Source organism: Lentzea albidocapillata subsp. violacea, assembly GCF_900100275.1.
In the GTDB taxonomy this organism is placed as follows: Bacteria; Actinomycetota; Actinomycetes; order Mycobacteriales; family Pseudonocardiaceae; genus Lentzea; species Lentzea violacea.
The window spans coordinates 60834-76791 of the sequence record NZ_FNET01000031.1 but is presented as its reverse complement, the minus strand read 5'-3'; the positions used below and the strand labels follow the sequence as shown (position 1 = coordinate 76791).

19 protein-coding genes and 2 riboswitches are annotated in these 15958 nt (G+C 66.1%); of the genes, 11 read left to right on the top strand and 8 right to left on the bottom strand.

The window, feature by feature from the left end; all coding sequences use genetic code 11:
* The coding region (locus BLR21_RS38590) for a M56 family metallopeptidase (protein ID WP_090014732.1) at positions 1-748 on the top strand (748 nt) is incomplete at its 5' end.
* 452 nt (positions 749-1200) lie between these two features.
* On the opposite strand, the gene BLR21_RS44265 is transcribed toward BLR21_RS38590, so the two are convergent.
* On the bottom strand, positions 1201-1470 hold the full coding sequence (locus BLR21_RS44265; protein WP_176929985.1) for a hypothetical protein: 270 nt from the start codon (positions 1468-1470) through the stop codon (positions 1201-1203).
* Here BLR21_RS44265 and BLR21_RS44260 point away from each other — a divergent pair.
* A complete protein-coding gene (locus BLR21_RS44260) occupies positions 1357-1755 on the top strand; it encodes a CorA family divalent cation transporter (protein ID WP_256335211.1) in 399 nt (132 codons plus the stop codon). The two genes, BLR21_RS44265 and BLR21_RS44260, sit on opposite strands and share 114 nt — an antisense overlap.
* A 15-nt stretch (positions 1756-1770) precedes the next feature.
* On the opposite strand, the gene BLR21_RS44780 is transcribed toward BLR21_RS44260, so the two are convergent.
* The 3 genes from BLR21_RS44780 to BLR21_RS38570 are packed head-to-tail and all read right to left on the bottom strand — an operon-like array spanning position 1771 to position 3623.
* Positions 1771-2199, bottom strand: coding sequence for a ubiquitination-like system serine protease family protein (locus BLR21_RS44780; RefSeq protein ID WP_090014730.1), 429 nt, complete (start codon positions 2197-2199; stop codon positions 1771-1773).
* Positions 2177-3379: a ThiF family adenylyltransferase gene (locus tag BLR21_RS38575; RefSeq protein WP_090014728.1), complete on the bottom strand. Its 1203-nt coding sequence runs from the start codon at positions 3377-3379 to the stop codon at positions 2177-2179. The genes BLR21_RS44780 and BLR21_RS38575 overlap by 23 nt, the downstream gene beginning before the upstream one ends.
* Positions 3354-3623, bottom strand: a complete 270-nt coding sequence (locus BLR21_RS38570) for a multiubiquitin domain-containing protein (RefSeq protein WP_090014746.1) — start codon at positions 3621-3623, stop codon at positions 3354-3356. Before BLR21_RS38570 ends, BLR21_RS38575 begins: the two co-directional genes overlap by 26 nt.
* Before the next feature lie 207 nt (positions 3624-3830).
* Between BLR21_RS38570 and BLR21_RS38565 the strand changes: the two genes are divergently transcribed.
* Complete coding sequence (locus tag BLR21_RS38565; protein ID WP_090014725.1) at positions 3831-4145, top strand: type II toxin-antitoxin system RelE/ParE family toxin; 315 nt, start codon at positions 3831-3833, stop codon at positions 4143-4145.
* Positions 4142-5209 carry a HigA family addiction module antitoxin gene (locus tag BLR21_RS38560; RefSeq protein WP_030482237.1) on the top strand — a complete coding sequence of 356 codons (1068 nt, stop codon included), beginning with the start codon at positions 4142-4144 and terminating at the stop codon, positions 5207-5209. Before BLR21_RS38565 ends, BLR21_RS38560 begins: the two co-directional genes overlap by 4 nt.
* 391 nt (positions 5210-5600) lie before the next feature.
* On the opposite strand, the gene BLR21_RS44255 is transcribed toward BLR21_RS38560, so the two are convergent.
* A complete protein-coding gene (locus BLR21_RS44255) occupies positions 5601-5732 on the bottom strand; it encodes a hypothetical protein (RefSeq protein WP_256335210.1) in 132 nt (43 codons plus the stop codon).
* 93 nt (positions 5733-5825) lie between these two features.
* Here BLR21_RS44255 and BLR21_RS38555 point away from each other — a divergent pair, with 93 nt between their 5' ends.
* The 3 genes from BLR21_RS38555 (at position 5826) to BLR21_RS38545 (ending at position 9814) form a co-directional block, all read left to right on the top strand.
* Positions 5826-7913: a GNAT family N-acetyltransferase gene (locus tag BLR21_RS38555; RefSeq protein ID WP_090014723.1), complete on the top strand. Its 2088-nt coding sequence runs from the start codon at positions 5826-5828 to the stop codon at positions 7911-7913.
* A 64-nt stretch (positions 7914-7977) separates the two neighbouring features.
* Positions 7978-8457 (top strand): ASCH domain-containing protein, encoded by a 480-nt coding sequence (locus tag BLR21_RS38550; protein ID WP_218131094.1) that lies wholly within the window; start codon positions 7978-7980, stop codon positions 8455-8457.
* Positions 8458-8611: 154 nt separating this feature from the next.
* Positions 8612-9814, top strand: a complete 1203-nt coding sequence (locus BLR21_RS38545) for a hypothetical protein (protein WP_218131093.1) — start codon at positions 8612-8614, stop codon at positions 9812-9814.
* 4 nt (positions 9815-9818) lie between these two features.
* Here BLR21_RS38545 and BLR21_RS38540 read toward each other — a convergent pair whose 3' ends face one another.
* Positions 9819-10163, bottom strand: a complete 345-nt coding sequence (locus BLR21_RS38540; RefSeq protein WP_090014721.1) for an HNH endonuclease — start codon at positions 10161-10163, stop codon at positions 9819-9821.
* Between the two features lie 68 nt (positions 10164-10231).
* Between BLR21_RS38540 and BLR21_RS42060 the strand changes: the two genes are divergently transcribed.
* Entirely contained in the window at positions 10232-10537 is a 306-nt protein-coding gene (locus tag BLR21_RS42060; protein ID WP_143028070.1) for a hypothetical protein, read from the top strand.
* A 227-nt stretch (positions 10538-10764) separates the two neighbouring features.
* On the opposite strand, the gene BLR21_RS38535 is transcribed toward BLR21_RS42060, so the two are convergent.
* Both BLR21_RS38535 and BLR21_RS38530 read right to left on the bottom strand, forming a co-directional pair.
* Entirely contained in the window at positions 10765-11052 is a 288-nt protein-coding gene (locus tag BLR21_RS38535) for a DUF3040 domain-containing protein (protein ID WP_090014719.1), read from the bottom strand.
* A 122-nt stretch (positions 11053-11174) separates the two neighbouring features.
* Positions 11175-11387, bottom strand: a complete 213-nt coding sequence (locus BLR21_RS38530) for a hypothetical protein (RefSeq protein WP_090014717.1) — start codon at positions 11385-11387, stop codon at positions 11175-11177.
* Between the two features lie 216 nt (positions 11388-11603).
* Positions 11604-11792, top strand: a riboswitch (cobalamin riboswitch).
* Positions 11793-11918: 126 nt separating this feature from the next.
* Here BLR21_RS38530 and BLR21_RS38525 point away from each other — a divergent pair.
* From BLR21_RS38525 to BLR21_RS38515, 3 genes are read left to right on the top strand one after another with little or no spacing between them, the layout of a single operon-like run.
* Positions 11919-12989: an ABC transporter substrate-binding protein gene (locus tag BLR21_RS38525; protein WP_218131092.1), complete on the top strand. Its 1071-nt coding sequence runs from the start codon at positions 11919-11921 to the stop codon at positions 12987-12989.
* Positions 12986-14011 (top strand): FecCD family ABC transporter permease, encoded by a 1026-nt coding sequence (locus BLR21_RS38520; protein ID WP_090014713.1) that lies wholly within the window; start codon positions 12986-12988, stop codon positions 14009-14011. Before BLR21_RS38525 ends, BLR21_RS38520 begins: the two co-directional genes overlap by 4 nt.
* Positions 14008-15654, top strand: coding sequence for an ATP-binding cassette domain-containing protein (locus BLR21_RS38515; protein WP_090014711.1), 1647 nt, complete (start codon positions 14008-14010; stop codon positions 15652-15654). Before BLR21_RS38520 ends, BLR21_RS38515 begins: the two co-directional genes overlap by 4 nt.
* A gap of 63 nt (positions 15655-15717) precedes the next feature.
* Positions 15718-15923: riboswitch (cobalamin riboswitch) on the top strand.
* Positions 15924-15958: the final 35 nt, after the last annotated feature.

Here is a 15958-nt window from a genome sequence, read left to right as displayed (position 1 = left end):
CCTCGACACCCTGCACAACTGCTGGGAGTCGGTGCGCCACGGCACTACACCCACGATCGAAGTGATCAGCGGCCTCACCGGCGGCGCTCTGCTGACCGCTCTGCTCGTTCGGTTCGCGATCGTCGGTGCACGCAGCGCCCGGCAACGAGCCCACGCCCGCGAGGAACACCGCTCGGTGCTGCGCCTCGCCGGACGACGTGAACCCGGAGCACATCCCACGGTGTGGCTCGACCACGACCGGCCACTCGCGTTCAGCCTCCCCGGCAAACCAGGTCTCGTGGTCGCCACGGAAGGACTCCGCCGCCACCTGACGCCCGAAGAGGTCGATGCCGTCCTCGACCACGAGCGAGCACACCTCAACGGACGCCATCACCTGCTGGTCGCTGCCGCGGACGCGGTAGCCGCCGCCCTGCCGATCCTCCCCCTGTTCACGCGGGCGGCAAGCTCGATCCGTGAGCTCGTCGAGATGTCCGCCGACCTGGCCGCCGCGCGCACCCACGGCGCCGACACCGTCCGCGCCGCGCTGTTGCGGGTGTCGTGCCATGGCGCTCCCGACTCCGCGCTCGCGATGAGCAGGGACGCGCTGGACATCCGGCTGGACCGCCTGCGGTGGCGCAGCCGGATGCCGAACCGCACGCGCAGGCTGCTCTCCAGCGGAATCGCGAGCATCACCGCCATGGCACTGCCCGTCGTCACCGCGTCCGCAGCGATGTTCGCGCTGATGCTGCTGACCTGTACGCCGAGCTGATGCCCACCGACGCCAGCAAGCCGACCGCCGCACCAGCGAAGCCGGCGAGCACGACCGCACCAGACCACAGCGACACCGGCCAGCGCAGCGCATCCGCCATCGCGAGTCCGGCCAGCTGACCGCCGCCGACGACTAGGAGGCGCTCGCCGGCGTGGCGCAGCTGACCGGTGTCGACTTCGCGGCCGCGGCCAGACGGGTGTGGGAGACCGACGACTTCGTCTACCTGCCGGTCGGGGTCAATATCCGCAGCGGCGACGCCATCACCCGCGCAGCCGTCGTGTTCTCGCCCTCAGCCACGACAAGCTCGTCACCCTGCAGCCCGCCAAGCACTTCGCCGTGTCCGACAAGGCCATCGCCCGGATGCGTCGCACGCCGAAACTCACCCAAACCCCGCACGGCGTCATTTAGGCACTGCTGTACGCACTCAACGAAGCATCCGATCACGTCATCGACTACGCCAGCAACGCACTCGAGGCGATGAGCGACGAGATCGCGATGGCCACCAACAGATACGACCAACGCGGCCGCGAGATCGGCGTCACCGACATGCAGGACACCATCGAACGGATGAACGAGGCCGAGGAAATCGTCTCCAGTTCCAGTCCTACCTGCTCCTGGCCCGCGCCGCCCGCCACCTGCGCGCCGAGATCGGCGCCGGCGACACGCACGTCGGCCCGCTGGTCGACATCCTCGTCGCCGACATCGACGGCGTGAAGGAACACGCGAGCTATGAGCAAGACAAAGTCCGCTATCTCCAGCAGTCGATCATGACCTCGCTGGACGTCAAGCAGAACCAGATCGTCAAGGTCTTCACCATCATCACCGCGGTATTCCTGTCTCCGACGCTGATCGCCACGTTCTACGGCATGAACTTCACCGTGATGCCCGCGCTCGCGTGGGAGCACGGCTTCCTGGTCACCACCGTGTTCACGTTCATCGCCGCACTCATCCCTTGTGGTACATCAAGGGCTGGCTGCACTGACCAATTCATTCACTGTGGACCTTGACCTGTCCCTCAGGCGTCAGCGAAACCGCCGCCCAAGCCATTGAGCCAGGCGCTTCCACCAACTCTCGGCGAGCGGGGCGGCCTCCTCCGGGACTGAACCTGCTGGTCGCTCGAAGTGGTCGAGGAGCTCGGCACGTTGATCTATCCGGAGATCAGCGATCTCTGCGTCGGTAAAGGAGTGCGCTCGATGGACACGCCCTGTACGGACCCAGTAGTGGGATCGGCACGGAAAGCTCCAGTTGCCGATGGAGGGCGTCAGGGAGATGGACTCGCCGTCGAAGGTCAGGGACCACTGACGCGGGTGCAGCGGGGTAACGACCTCGTGTCCGCAGCCGCAGCAGCAGCGGTGCACAGCCGTCGCGTAAGGGATGCTGATGTAGACGACTCCGTCATCGAGGTGGTCGGGGATCGTGTCCACGAACTCATGACTGATCGTGGTCCGCATCGCCGTCCTTGTCCTCGTTGATCATCGTGTTGCCGTCCAGTACATAGACAGTGTTGTGTTCGTGGTCGAGGTCCAGGTAGAAGCCGTTGAGCTTCTTCCACTTGATCACTGCCATATCCGCGTTGAGGGAGTTCAGCTCGGCGGTCTGGATGTTCTCCGAGTATTCGTCCTGTTCGCCGTCGACGAAGGAGATCCGCTGGCGGGCGTCCTCGCGTTGGTGGGGCGTGCTGGTGGTGACGCGGACCTGACCGGCCAGTGCGTCGCCGACCTTGTACAAGCCCATGCCGCAGTCGATAAACGCAACGTCGTACTGCTCGAGGGCGTCGACGATGATTTTCTTCGCAGCGCCATCGGTGAGCGCGAGGAAGACGAAGTCCATGCCGGCCAACTCGTGCACGTTGTGCTCGTCGACTCGGTACTCGTGCGGCACGACGCCGGTTCGCAGCCGGGAATAGGTGGTTGCCAGGAAGGCGACCTTGGTGCTGGCGGACTTGAGGTCCTGCTCGGAGAGTGCGCCGGGCGTGCGGAAGGCGTTGTGCTGCTGGAGCAGGTCGTCGTCGTAGAGGTGGATCTGTTCGACCCACGTCTTGGCGACCAGGTCGAGGATGTGGGAGCCGGTGCCGCCGAGCCCGACGATGGCGATGCGCTGGCCGCGGAGCTTGTCGTTGGTGGCGTTGATGCCGGCGCGGCTGGACGCGGTGTCGATGTAGTGGAACACCGAGCCATCGGTCCCGTCGCTGGTGACCGGCAGGAATGCCTGTGCGGTAGCCGTCGGGTCGAGCACGTGGGCCTCGGTGCCGAGGATGGCGATGTAGGTGGCCACCTTCTCGTGGTAGTCGGCATACTGCCCCGACGGCGGCTTGCAAGAGAACGAGTAGGTGGCGACCAGCCCAGGGGCGACGGTTTCGTTGACCTCCTGGTTGATGATCTTCTCGTACCTGGCGCCGTTGCTCATGCAGGGTTGCTCGCCGACGAACCTCATCGTGTGGTCGGTCGGTGGGAAGACGTCGTCGCCGCTGGCACCGATCGCGCAGGCCAGTGCGCCGTAGGCGACCTCACGTTCAGGTGTCACATAGGGCACGTGCCCGACCACGAGGTACCCGTCGATGATCGAGACGTCGTAGCCCTCATCCCGTAGTCGCTTGAGCGCTGGGTCACGACTTATCAGTCGCTGTGACATTGAAGATCATCCCCTTCTTGACCTTGACGCTCTCGCCAGGCGCGAGGGTGCCCTCCGGCTTGTTCCCGTGCCCGCGGCGGTAGGTGACGGTGAAGACCCAGTTCGGCCCGCTCGGAACCGGGTCGTACGCCAGCCCCATGACCTCATCGAAGGTCAACTCGTCGGTCGTGACGGTCTTGGTGCGCCCGTTCACGACGACCTCGTAGTGCTTCGTGTCCTTTTCGGCAACGGCGTCTGCGGTCATGACCACTCCTTGCGCTTGTCGGACTGAGTGACTCGAACAGCGGTACCGTATGTCGTATGCACGTGTTCGGTCAATGGGTGAATACCCGAATACGAGTAGTACACTCGACCGAGTGGTGCGTCTGGCGAACTGGATCCCGCTCGATCGCTACGCTCACACTCACCGGTGGCGTCGTCATCGGCCCAGGGGTGATGAGCGGAGGTCGGCGTGCACGTGCGGTACGGCGACGAGATGCTCCACCGCCTCGCCGCCGACGCCGCTTTCCAGCCAGATACGTGGGATCCGGACGTCATCAGGGCCTACCGACGACGACTCCAGTCGCTGCGCGCAGCCAACGACAGCAAAGACCTGCAGCGAGTGATGTCCCTGGACCTGAGGACTGAGAACGGCCGCGGTCAAGCACATTCCTCGATCCGTTTGGCCAACGGGGCGAGATTGTTGCTCGAGTTCGATGCCGTGAAGACCGACGAGGTGACGGTGATGGTCATCGTCGAGTCCGACACGCGGGAGGTAACGCCATGAACACCGGGCCTGCGGAAGCCTTCCCGGTGGGTGAACACCTGCTGGAGGAGATAGAAGCTCGCGGCTGGACCCAGGCCGAGTTCGCCGACATCCTGGGCCGCCCCGCACAGGTCATCTCGGAGATCATCTCCGGCAAGAAGGAGATCACCCGAGAGTCAGCTGCCCAGATCTCCGCGGCATTGGGCCCGAGCCCCGAGTACTGGCTGAACTATCAAGACCAGTACCACCTATGGAAACAGTCACAGGACGAGGGCACCCGCAGACAGCTGGACGAAGTCCGCCTCCGAGCCCGACTGAACCAGCTGGCTCCGGTCGCAGTACTACGCAAGCGCGGCGTGATCACAGGGACCACGATCCAAGACCAAGCTGATCAACTGTGCGAACTCCTCGAGATCGACCACGTCGACGATGAGCCCCAGCTGGCGATGGTCGCGAGACGAAGCAACGTCGACGAACGGGTCACGCCCACTCAGCTGACGTGGCTCGCGTGCGTACGGCGTCAGGCCGCGCGACTGCGCGTAGCGCCATACTCTCGGGAGCGACTGCAAGCGCTGGCCAGCCGGCTGAGCAACGAGGTGCGAGATCCTGCAGCGTTCGCGAAGTTGCCAGCCCAGTTCGCAGAAGCCGGAGTCCGACTGGTGCACGTCGAGGCCTTTCCCTCCAGCAAGATCGACGGCGCTTCGTTCGACCTCGACGGCACGCCCGTCATCGGGCTTTCTGGCCGCGGCCAAAGGCTCGACAAGGTGCTCTTCACACTTCTGCACGAAGTAGCGCACATAGTGCTCGGCCACATCGCGGGCGAGGTGATCTTGGATGAGGACAACCCGCGCGGCAGGGCACGCGAGGATGAAGCAAACGAGCTCGCGGCGCACTGGGCCCTGCCAGGCTCACTCCCGCCCACTCCAGAACGGATCGGCCAGACCTGGCTGACCAAGGTGGCCAACGCGCGGGGCGTGCATCCAATCGTCGTCGTCGGCCGTCTACAGAACCGCGGAGTGCTCAGTTGGCGCAGCGCCCTCACGAAGGATGCCCCCACCGTCACCAGATACCTGCAAAACTGGTGAAACGCCGAGTTCGGATGTGCAGCAGCAGCGTTCGTTCCACACGAGGCTAATCAGTTCCAGGGTTCGACCTGGCAGTGCGCCGAGTACCTCCTCGACCAAGGCACTGAGCTGAACTGGACGCGGCACGAACGCAGCGAGGACGACCGCCTGGTGCTCTGACTGCGTGAGCAGGGGCGAGGTCAGAGGGTCAAATCCTGCGTCAGCCTCTAGGCGCGTACACAGCAACGCCGATCAGACAGATGTCGGCACGATGTAACCCCACTAATGCGGCCGGGACCCGCCCAACACCATGCTCCACGCAAGCGAGGCGGCGACGAAACTCCGCCATAGGCGGCGAGGCTGCGGCCGACCTTCAAATCTGGCTGGGACGTCGCGGGGAAGCTGGCAACGATCAGCTAATACCACAGGATCTGGTCGCCGGCACTACGCCGATCGTGACGAGCACCGCGGACTTGGCGAAGCCGAGCAGCGGCTTCGGGAACCCCGACACCTCTGCTCGCTCGGTCTCGGCACGACCGATCACACCCTGAACATCTGTGCGCCTACAGGTAGGCCTCTCAGGTGAGAGAACACCATCGACAGTCGTGAATCCGCAGTCCTGGGTCAAACTGCAACGATGTCGCCGTCGACGTCCGCAAAAGTGGTCATTCAGGTCGTGTCCGGTACAGACACCGAAACGATCGAACGCGCGGTCGAACTCGGCAACACGGCAAGGAAGACACTCGGGCTGTTACCGCGGGCCGCATACTTCGACGCTGCGCAAAGAGGCTGGCTCCTCGCGGCGTTGGACGAGGGCAAGATGATCGGATACACGGTTTTCCGCCTCCCTCGCAACGAGGTCACCCTGGTGCACCTGTGCGTCGCGAAAGACTACCGTCACCGCGGCGTGGCCCAGCATCTCGTCAACGAGGTGAGCCGACGACATCAAGCCCGCCTTGGCGTACGCGCTAAATGCCGGGATGACTACGCCGACATCCAGCGCGTATGGCGCGGTCTGGGCTTCGAGCACCTCGGCCGTGCACGTGGACGTGGTGAAGATCAGGCCGCGATGACCGTGTGGTGGCTCGATCACGGGCACGCCAACCTGTTCACGCCGCTGGAGGAGCCAACGGAACTGGCAGTGGCTATCGACGTGAACATCCTGATGGATCTGCGCACGCGGAAAGATCACCCGCAGGCGGATCGATCACAGGTACTTCTCGCTCCTGACGTGGCGGACCGGATCGAGAAGGTCGTTCCGCATGGACTCGAACGGGATCTTGACCGGCATCCGGCTGCACTCCGGGGCCGACTGGTTGATGCAGCAGCTCGGTACCGTCGGCCGCACGGATCACCCAAGCGCGCTGAAGAACTCTACGAGATCCTGCGCGCGACCGTTCGATCAGCAGAGCCCGACAGGGAACTCACGCCGCAAGACATCGGGGACCTGTGGCAGCTCGCCGAAACCGCCGCAGCGCGGATCCGTGTCTTCCTCACCTGGGATGAGCGCCTGCGCACGAAAGTCGCACCTCTGTTGGCTCAGCTCAACCAGGTTCCTGAGCTGACTGGTCTTCGAGTGATCGATCCGGACCATCTCGTCATCCAGCTCGACGAACTCGCACACGCCGTCGCCTACCGACCGCAGGTGATTGCCGGGAGTTCGTTCAGCACCGAGCTTGCGAACGCTCAGTCCGAGGCAGCGCTCATGGCCTTCCTCGACAGGGCCGCTGGCGAAACACGGCAAGAGCTGAAGGCCCGGTTGCAGGCACTGGCTCGGTCGCCGCGGTCCCATTCGATCGTCCGAGCAGGCAACGACAAACCCGTGGGCTGCTATGCCTCAGTGCTCGATGGCCATGTGTTGCGGGCACCTCTCCTCCGCGTGCAGGACAACGCCGACGCCGACACCATGGCGCGGTACTTGCTCTGGATGTTGCGAGTGACGGCTCGCGACGAGAACGTCAGCGTGGTGCGCATCGAGGACCCCTACCTCTCGCCGGCAATTGAGCGCGCGGCAAGCCACGAGGGATACCAGCGGATCGACGGCGTATGGCACTCCTGGGTGATCCAAGCTGCCGGGACGGGAGCTCAGATCAGCGCCGCTGTTTCCTCCGCACACGCACTGGTCGACCTTGAGCCTGCAGCACTGCTACCACCTCACCTCGCACCCGAATCGGCCGCGCAGTACGAGAGAACGTGGTGGCCCGCCAAGATCACCGACAGCGACCTTGCCCACTTCGCAGTGGCGATCCAGCCGCGATGGAGTGCTGAGCTGCTCGGTGAGCCGCCGATACTCACCGAACGGTCGACCAGACTGGCTCTTGGACGCGAGCACGTGTACTACCGCGGCAACCACCCCAGCGTGCTGAAGGCGCCCGGACGCGTCCTGTGGTACCTCACACAGGATTCGAACACCGGCCCCGCGCGGTTCATCGGTACCTCGCTCCTCGACGCCATCGAGTTCGGTGCACCCGAAGAGCTGCACGCGCAGTTCGCCCACTACGGCGTCTTCACGCTCTCCGACGTCCGCGGCGCAGCGGGCGAACGTGGCAGCGCACAAGCGTTGCGTGTGTCCTACACCGAGCTGTTTCGTCGCCCGGTGCTGTGGTCTGAGTACCTCGACATCCTCAAGTCGCTGGAAGGCCCGAAGAGGATTCAAGGTCCCGTCCGCGTTCCACCAGCAACCTTCGCCGCGATCTACGCCGCAGGAAACACAACGAAGCGATGACGTGATCCACAATCGGCCATGTGCACCACCGGTCCGCCGCCATGTACCGCTAAGGTCACCCCCTGTGACGGCGACAGCAATAGAACCCAGCGCGTGGGCATCTGACCTGCGCCCACTCCTGCTGTCGCTTCGACCACGCTTCGCTGAAGCCATTCTTGATGGCACGAAGACCGTCGAGCTGCGACGCACCAGATTGTCCGCTCCAGACGGCACCCATCTGATCCTCTACGCCAGTTCACCGGTGATGGCCGTCGTCGGTACCGCAGTGCTCGTCGGACGCGACACCGACACTCCCGCAAGAATTTGGCGGCGCCACCGCAAGAACAGTGGGCTGCTCCGTCACGAGTACGACGAGTACTTCGCCGGCGCTGACCTGGCCACAGCGTTGCACGTCGGCTTCCCACATCGGCTGGCGGATCCCTGGCCGCTCTCGGTATTGCGTGGAACCGCCAAGTTCCAACCACCCCAGAGCTACCGCTTTGTGTCCGATGACGACCCTGCTCAACTCCGCAGCCTGGTCGATGCCGGAGGTTCACGGCGCTGAGGGTCGCTGCGCGATCCATCAGAACGTGAAGCTTCAGTCGATCCCAGTGTCGGCAGCGTGAACGAGCATGGCCCGAGTTCATCCCACCCTACTGCTCCTGAGCACAAGCACGCCCCCGACGAACCTGTCTCGGTAGTACAGGCGCGGAAATGCTTTGGAGAAGTATCAGCAGGGCGATCTACGATCCTCGCTCATGGCGGTCTACACAGACCGGATCCGGACGGATTCGTCACCACAGCGGGGTACCGAGCCAGACGCGGAGTTCTACGAGCGGATGGCTGGACCGTTCTGGGACCAGGCGCGGGATGTGATCACCGAGTGGTGGTCCCACCTCCCGGAGCACGCACAGCGTGGTTTCCGCAAGCGGCTCCTGGATAGGAACTCCAACGCCAACGTGTCCTCCGCGTTGTGGGAGCTGTACCTGCACGAGATGCTGCTCGGCGCCGGCTGCACAGTCGAGATCGAGCGACCACTCGGAAGCCGCGGCAAGACCCCAGACTTCCTGGTGACCCGTGGTGATGAACAGTTCGTCGTCGAGGCGATCTGGACGTCGGAGCGCGCGGACGACGCGTTGACAGCTGCCCTGCTCGACACCATCGACAGGTTGCCCAGCCCCAACTTCCGCGTGTCCGTCACGATCAACAGAGCTGGATCGACGGCACCGCAGCAAAAACGGCTGAAAGCCGGACTGACACGATGGCTGGCCGAACTTGACCCCGATCACGCTATCGCCGACCTCATGCAACGCCACAGGCCGCTGCCGAGCTACACCTGGCAGGAAGCTGACTGGTCCATTTCGTTCATGGCGTTTCCGCGGGACCCTGGCAGGCGTGGCATCCCCTCAAGCAGGACGATCGGGATGTATCCACCGATGAAAGAGCCGCTCAGATCCGATCTGGTGCTCGAGGCGGTCAGACGGAAGGGCAAGAAGTACGGGGAGCTGTCGATGCCTTTCATCGTGGCAGTCGGGCAAGCGACCTACTTCCCGGAGGACGACGACATCGGTAACTCGTTGTACGGACGTCCGATCGAGTACACCAGATCGGGTGACTCATCGGCCCTCCGCAGGTTGCCCGACGGATACTGGACAACTCCTCACACCGACAGTCACTCACGAGTGAGCGGCGTCCTGGTCGTCAACAACCCAGGCCCCTGGAACTGGACGAAGAACACACCCGTCCTGTGGTGCAGCCCGAACTCGAGATCGATCGATGCTCCGGTACTCCCGACCTGGGGGACAGCGCACCTCGCAAGCGGCCAGGTCGAACGTCAACCACCTGCTGCCCCGGCCAGCACCGCGCTCGGGCTCCCCGAAGACTGGCCGATCGGCGGCCCCTTCCAGCGACACACCCGCTGAAGCGTCAATGCGCGCCCTTGATCAGGTTGCACTCCCAGTGCGCAGTCTGGAGGTTTGCGCCGGAGTGATGTCCGCCGCGCGCGATCGGCTGGATGTGGTCGAGGGTGACCGAGAGTGGATGAGGCCATGCCTTATCGCGGTCGACCGGAGCATCGCACAGCTGGCAAGTCCAGCCATCGCGTTCGTATAGATCGACGCGGTCGACGACGATGTCGAAGCCGAGTTCGCGAGCACGAGCCGCGGCTGCTGATGCCGCCTCGTGGTGCGGTCGTAGCGCTGCGATCTCGCGAGGTACACCGGTGCCCACATACGTGACCGCGGTTCGTTTGTGCAGACGACCGCGCGCCAAGTGACATCGTCGCCATCTGCGGTTAGGTCGCGGATGATCTCAGTCGACCACACCCACGAACGACCGTCGTGCCTGAACTGCTGAAAATGGCCCACTTTGCTTCCGTCTTCCAGGAAGGCACGGTGGTGCAGGGTGGTCCAGTAGTCGTACGCGCTGATGGTGGTGCCCGGTTGGCATCCGAGGACGAACAACGAATCCGTGTTGTCGCTGTAGGCGACGAACAGCCCATCGGTGATGAAGTACCGCGTGACAGCACCGTCTCGTTCAACAACGTCGCCCTCGATCGGCGCTCCCAGGGTGAACTCGTAGCGGAACTCAGCGCGAGAATCAGTGCAGAATACCCGCGGCGCACGCTTCCTTGCGGTGAGCAGTGATCAACGCAATTCGCTGCCCGCGAACAACGCGTTGACCAGCACCAACACACCGACAAGCGCGATGTTGAACCCGTAGCCATCCATCCGGACCGCGTCACTCCCCGCTGTGTTCGAAGTGCGAACACGCTAACGGCTGAGCGGGCCCGGCGCCGATGACCGCGCTGGTCACGTCTCGCGCGGGCATGCGGACGCGTTGAACCTCAGTCGGCCCGCTGGCCGTCGGCGGGTTAGTCGCGGCGTCGGCGCCAGACCCGGACGGCAAACACTGCGAACATGCCAACGATCACGCATCCGCCGAGCACGATGAGGACCACTGACGACAGAGTCACGCCGACCATCACCGCGATCAGCCCGGCCACATAGACGGCCAGCATCCCGATGACGACCTGGATTCCGCGTGACACATGGACCCTGGGCGCCGCGCGGTTGAGCTTGGCGGCGAGTTTCGGGTCTTCCTCCATGAGACGCCGCTCGATATCGTGCAGTGCTTGCTTCTCGCGGTCCGGCAGTTCCATGTCTGGTCCTCCACAACCCGCCGTGGACTCCCAGTATCACCCGGTGCCATAGGTGACCCGGCGCTGCGACATTGCGCAGGAGTGGTCAGTGTGCAGATACGAGCCGAGAATGGCGTCGATGCTCACCGGTCCTGATCGGCGTTGCACCACCACAGCGCCGTCGCCACCATTCCCGCCACTCCGACGATGGCTACCAGGGACACGCCAAGCAGGCCGGGCGACCCAGCGTCCGGTCCGGCCAGTCCGCTGAACAAAGCCGGCACCGACCACGGGAAGTACTGACCATAACCAAGCGCGGCAACGACCTGTGCGCAGAAGTTCACGACCATCAACACGCCGACGGCCGATCCGGATCACCCGCGTGTAGTGTCACGCGCCCGCGCCGAGATGTTCACCACGCAGGCCCCCTGAGAGCGGTTCAACCGGGTCCTGCGCGGTGAGGTCGGGGGAGGGCGGGAGGACGTGGCGGTCGCGCTCGCCCGTCTACTCCTCGCTGCTTTCTCGTGGCCACCCCGAGCTGGTTCCAGTGATCGACCGCACCTTTCCTTCGGCTCGCATTGTTGCCACAATCTGGCGACTACTGCGACGACGGACGAGGAAGCCGGTGTGATTCCGGCACGGTCCCGCCACTGTGACCGGGGAGCGAATCCCGCCACGGCCACTGCCCCTGCCAGGGGCGGGAAGGCCGGGAGGAGCGTTGATCCGGGAGTCAGGAGACTCACGTCGTCGCTTCCTCACCACCGGGGCGGATCTCCCCGAGAGAGGGCGGCTTCGTCATGCGCCTCGTACTGTCCGTGCTGCTGTTGTGCACGCTTGTCGCAGGTTGCGGCACTCCCTCGGCCGCGCCGCCGGTCTCCGGGAACTGCGTGTCTGAGTTCGACGCGAACCGCGACTACTTCCCGGTCAGGTCGACGGTCAAGCACGCCAAGAACTTCTCGTTGCGTTACGAGAAGTCCTATCAGGTGCTCACGGTCAACCAGCCCTACCCGAACGGCAAGCCGGAGACCTACGTCCTGCTGCGTTGCGGCGCGCCTCGTCCCGACATCGCCGGGGCGACGGTCGTCGAGACCCCGATCCGCAGCCTGTACTCCGGTTCGACCACGCATCTGCCGCTGCTGGCCGATCTCGGCAGGCTCGATCTCCTCAGCGGTGTGTCCACCGCGTCCTTCGTCGTCAACGCGGACGCGCGGGCCCGGATCGAGGCGGGCAGGGTGACCGAGTACGGCGCGAACAACATGATCGACACCGAGAAGGTGATCGTCGGCAAGCCGGACGTGGTGATGACCGGCGGCACCGACGAAGCCGAGTACGCCGCCCTGCGTGGCACGGGAATCCCGGTGGTGGCGAACGCGGAGTGGCTCGAGTCCACGCCGCTGGGGCGTGCCGAGTGGCTAAAGGTGATGGCCGCCCTGACCGGTGACGAGCAGAAGGCCGGCGAGGTGTTCGAGCGCATCGAGCGCGACTACCAGGCCGTCGCCGCCAAGGCCGCCGGCGTGCGACCCAGGGCCGAGGTGCTGCCGGGTTCGCTGCGGCAGGGCACGTGGAACATGCCCGCGGGTGGTTCCTACGCCAGCACGTTGCTGCGCGACGCGGGCGCGACCTACCCGTGGGCCGGCTCGCCGGACACCGGCACCCTGCAACTGTCCTTCGAGGAGGTCTACGCCAAGGCCGGGACGATCGGCATCTGGCTGGTCGACTCGCCGTGGCAGACGCTGGCCGACGCGCGCGCCGCCGACCCGCGGCACGAACAGCTCGCCGCGGTCGGCACGGGACGGGTGTGGACGCCCAGCAAGGTCGTCGGCCCCCAGGGCGGCAACGACTACTGGGAACGCGGTGTCACCCGGCCGGACCTGGTGCTGTCCGACCTGGTCGCGATCGTCCACCCCCAGTTGATGCCGGGCTACGAGACCACGTTCTATCGCCAGGTCGCCCGGTGACCACCGCGCGCCGTGCCCTCGTTCTCGGCGCGCTGACGATCGGCACGGCGGTGGCGCTCACGGTGGCGATCACCGTCGGCTCGGTCGCCGTGCCACTGGCAGACACCGTCCGCGTGCTGCTCGGCATGGAGCCGCAGGACCCGCGGTGGACGGTGGTGATCGAGACCGTCCGGCTGCCCCGCGCGGGCACGGCGGCGCTGGCCGGCGCCGCGCTCGGCGTCGCCGGGCTGCAGATGCAGACGTTGTTCCGCAACCCGCTGGCCGACCCGTTCTCCCTCGGCGTCAGTTCCGGCGCGAGCCTGGGCGTGTCGCTGACCATGGTGGGCACCGGCGGGTTCACCGCGGGTCTGGCGGCGGGTGGCCGGCTCGGTGTGGTCGCCGCGGCGGCGGTCGGTGCCGCGGTGGTGCTGACCGGGATCCTGCTGCTCGCCAGGGTGGTCCGCACGCCGGTGACGCTGCTGGTCATCGGCGTCATGGTCGGGGCGGCCGCCGCCGCGCTGGTCAGCCTGTTGCTCACCTGGACCGACCCGCAGCGCGCCCAGCAGTTCATCTCCTGGGGCCTGGGCAGTTTCTCCGGCACGACCAGCGCGGACCTCACCGTGTTCGGTGGTGTCACCGCGGCGGGTCTTCTGGTCGCCGCGCTGTCGGCCAAACCGCTCAACGCGTTGCTGCTGGGCGAGAACTACGCCCGCACGATGGGACTCAACGTGCGGCGCGCCCGGATCATCACGCTGCTCAGCGCGTCACTGCTCGCGGGCGCGGTCACCGCGTTCTGCGGCCCGATCGGGTTCCTCGGCATCGCGGTGCCGCACGTCGCCCGCCGCCTGCTCGGCACCTCCGACCACCGGGTGCTGCTCCCGGCGACGCTGCTGGCCGGGGCGCTGACCGCACTGCTGTGCGCGGTCGCGTCCCAGACACCAGGCGGTGTCCTGCCGATCAACGTGATCACGTCGCTGGCCGGCGCCCCCGTTGTGATCGTCATTCTGATCCGTGCCCGTTCGCTGCAGGGAGTCACCTCATGAGCCTGCTGCTGCGCGACCTGGCCGTCGGCTACCGCAAGCGCACCGTCCTCAGTGGACTCGACGCGGAGGCGAAACGCGGTGAACTGACCGTGCTGCTCGGCCCGAACGGTGTCGGCAAATCAACGTTGTTGCGGACCCTGGCGGGTTTGCAGCCTTCGCTGGGCGGCGTAATGCATCTCGACGGTGCCGACCTCGACGGGCTGTCGCACACCGACCGCGCCCGGCGGATGGCCGTCGTGCTCACCGACCGGGTCTCGCCAGGACTGCTGACCGCGCGCGAACTCGTCGGCTTCGGCAGGCATCCGCACACCGGCTTCACCGGCGCGCTCACCGAGCACGACCGCGGCATCGTCGACTGGGCCATCGACGCAGTCGCCGCGACCCACCTGGCCGGCCGCGACGTCGGCGAGCTCTCCGACGGAGAACGCCAGCGCGTGCTCACCGCCCGCGCGCTCGCCCAGGAACCGGGCCTGCTGCTGCTCGACGAGCCCAGCGCGTTCCTCGACGCCCCCTCCCGCGTCGCGCTGACGGGCCTGCTGCGCAAGCTCGCGTCCGAACGCGACCTCGCCATCGTCGTCTCCACGCACGAACTGGAGCTCGCACTGCGCGTGGCCGACGCCGTGTGGCTGCTCGACAGGGACGGCGTCCTGCACACCGGCCCACCCGAGCAACTGGCACTCGACGGCCTGATCTCCGCGACGTTCGACACCGACGAACTGAAGTTTGATCTCACCGCGGGCACCTTCGTCCTCCGCTCGGCCGCGACCAGGACGTGCCGGGTGCTCGGCGCCGACGGCGTGGTGCTCGAACGGGCGCTCACCCGCACCGGCTGGACTCCGTCGGCCGGTGGCGCGGCCGATGCCGAAATCCGGCAGACCGCGAACGGTTACCTCTGCCTCGCCGACGGGAAGACCGCCGACCTGCCGGACGTCGCGGCCGTGGTCTCCTGGGCGCGGGCCCAATCGGATCCCGTCGTGCGGCGTGCCGACCCGGCCGATGTCGCCGCCGCGCTGGCACAAGCCTCGGCGTTCAGCCCGTACTTCGTCGTCGGCGACACTCCTGGCCGCACCCTGCACTCCATCTACGCCGATCGTGACGCCGTCGCCGAAGCCGTGCGGCGAACGGGTCTGCGGCTCGGTGTGACCGAGCAACGGGTCGCCGCGTCCACATGGCAGTTCGGCCTCGCCGCGCGCCTGTGGTCCATCGCGCTCGGCACGGTGGTCACCGGCAACCTCGTACCGGACCTGGACCGCCTCTGCTACCAGCTGGACGACGACGCCTCGGTCCGACTGTCCCTGCCCGAGCCGGGAGGATGGACGGCGCCGGACCTCACCGCGTTGCTGACGCGCATCATGATCGACGAACACCTCCGGCCGATGTGCGAAGGACTGCGCGCGGTGGTCCCCGTCGCCGAAGGACTGTTGTGGGGCAACGCCGCCGCCGCACTGCGCGGCGCCCTGCGCCTGGCCCCCACCGACCTCGGCGACCGCCTGATAGCAACCCCGGTACTGGCGAACGCGCTGTCCCCCAACGGTATTCGCCGCAGCTGTTGCCTGTTCTACCGCACACCGACCAGCGGAACGTGCGGCGACTGCCCACTCGACGGCGCCGCCGTCGTCACGATGAAGGAGAGCACCGCGTGACCTTCGATCAGCAACTCGCCGAATCGACGATCTTGGTCGGTGCACCGAGGCCGTCGTTGAGCTAGGCTGGAGAGCGCTGGTGGTTCGCCCCGTCGGGGACGGTGGGGCGAGGCAAGAGGGAACCTGGTGCGAATCCGGGACTGCCCCGCAGCGGTGAACGGGAACGAAAGCCGTCAACGAGCACTGCGCGCGAGCGCGGGAAGCGACGGCCGGTAGGCGAGTGCTGTGTGCCCGTGAGTCCGAAGACCTGCCACCGGTCCGCGTACCCGCAGGGTACGCGGTGTCCGGCAGCCTCCAGGGCGGG

Coding starts and splice junctions, on each gene's coding strand:
- BLR21_RS38570 (WP_090014746.1), bottom strand. CDS start 3,623: ATGACCGCAGACGCCGTTGCCGAAAAGGACACGAAGCACTACGAGGTC.
- BLR21_RS38515 (WP_090014711.1), top strand. CDS start 14,008: ATGAGCCTGCTGCTGCGCGACCTGGCCGTCGGCTACCGCAAGCGCACC.
- BLR21_RS38555 (WP_090014723.1), top strand. CDS start 5,826: ATGTCGCCGTCGACGTCCGCAAAAGTGGTCATTCAGGTCGTGTCCGGT.
- BLR21_RS38535 (WP_090014719.1), bottom strand. CDS start 11,052: ATGGAACTGCCGGACCGCGAGAAGCAAGCACTGCACGATATCGAGCGG.
- BLR21_RS44780 (WP_090014730.1), bottom strand. CDS start 2,199: ATGCGGACCACGATCAGTCATGAGTTCGTGGACACGATCCCCGACCAC.
- BLR21_RS38575 (WP_090014728.1), bottom strand. CDS start 3,379: ATGTCACAGCGACTGATAAGTCGTGACCCAGCGCTCAAGCGACTACGG.
- BLR21_RS38560 (WP_030482237.1), top strand. CDS start 4,142: ATGAACACCGGGCCTGCGGAAGCCTTCCCGGTGGGTGAACACCTGCTG.